At 61.3% G+C, this 1,379-nt stretch carries 2 protein-coding genes and 1 pseudogene; 2 read left to right on the top strand and 1 reads right to left on the bottom strand.

Annotated elements, in window-relative coordinates; genetic code table 11:
* Together AN233_RS06310 and AN233_RS18315 are read left to right on the top strand one after the other, a co-directional pair.
* The coding region (locus AN233_RS06310) for a lamin tail domain-containing protein (protein WP_218055067.1) at positions 1 to 555 on the top strand (555 nt) is incomplete at its 5' end.
* 136 nt (positions 556 to 691) lie between these two features.
* Complete coding sequence (locus AN233_RS18315) at positions 692 to 868, top strand: hypothetical protein (protein ID WP_343123571.1); 177 nt, start codon at positions 692 to 694, stop codon at positions 866 to 868.
* Between the two features lie 216 nt (positions 869 to 1,084).
* Here the strand turns inward: AN233_RS18315 and AN233_RS06300 are convergent.
* Positions 1,085 to 1,379, bottom strand: a pseudogene (locus tag AN233_RS06300) (type B DNA-directed DNA polymerase); the annotation flags it as partial.

Genomic DNA, 1,379 nt, shown 5'->3' with positions numbered 1-1,379 from the left:
CGGAGTGCAGGTGGCGATCGTAGCTCCGTTGAATCCTGCGAAATCAAACGTGGTTTGACTCACTGTGATCCCCTGAGGAGTTGCGGAAACGAGGTGTGGCTATCGTGGATACCGACACTCACTAACCTTGACTCCCACTCCGAGTGGAGGGCGAACGACGGCGACCGCGTAACCATCGCCACACAGCGAAACGCGCCAGCCGACCTGACCGCGCTGCAGGACGGCGACCCGATCGCTCCGGTGGCGAGCGATGCGGTTACCGTCCGCACTCGGATTGACGGTGACAGCGCCACCAATATCGAGACTGCTGACGACACACAACCCGAGACAGCAACTGCCTCAGACGGTGGCTCGGTCGTGATGAGTTCCTTAGCAATAGCCGAGATCCACGCCGGTGCGGCCGGTGACGACCGCGAAAACCCCACCGACGAATACGTCGTCTTCGAGAACACCAGAGACGACGCGCTCGGCATCTCCAGATGGATGGTCGAAGACGAGGCGGGCCACGGTCACACCGTCCCGGATGGGGTCACGCTCGCTGCTGCAAACCCGTGACCCTCCATACGGGAAGCGGGACTGAGTCCGACACCGACCTCTACTGGGGTACTGGAACGCCGGTCTGGAGCAACGGCGACGATACTGTGATCGTCGTCGATGCCGATGGCGACCGCGTCCTGAAAGAGCTCTACTCATGGCGGAACCGATCTCGCTCGCGGACGGCGACTATACGGCCGTTGTCGACACGATCGAGGACGGACTCGCCACGGTCTTCTTCAAGCAACACGGCGACGAGGTCGCGGCAACGCTGTTCTCGAAACCTCCCACCTCTCGGACGATGCTCAACACGCGAACGCCGTGCTTGACGTGACGACGTTGACGGTGAGTTCGAACGTGCGTCCTACGATCCCGAACGGATGACGGAAGGGAGTCCACAGCCCAACATCGGTTCGACCGGTTGTCAAAACGCCTATCGTCGGACGAGGATACGTGAGCCAGTTCTACCTGGCTGTTTCTGAGTCCGGATGACGGGAGCTCTCAGTCCCCATCCCTCCGTCTGGCCGCGGGACGACCGCTATGCGAGCACTCAGACCATCTGGTCGTGTCCGAACGAACTCAACGTGGTGCCCTCCACGTCGGAGAGCTGCTTCTGAATCTCTGTTCGGTCCCAGCCAAGCGGTGACAGCACACTCTCGACAGCTCTGACGAGTCGGGTCTGGTAGTACGAGGCGTCGTAGGACTCGACCGCTTCGTGAGCGAGAGCAACGCGATCCCGCGAGGACTTCTCGTTGTCCACGACTACATACGCAATATCCTGTCCGGGATGGACGGCAAGGTCCTGGTCGCGAGCCCGCTGGAGTGCCGCCACGTTTTGGGTGTTC

It is taken from the genome of Haloparvum sedimenti, assembly GCF_001462205.1.
Lineage (GTDB): Archaea > Halobacteriota > Halobacteria > Halobacteriales > Haloferacaceae > Haloparvum > Haloparvum sedimenti.
Note: the sequence above shows the minus strand (reverse complement) of the source record. Positions and strands in the feature narration are given on the sequence as shown.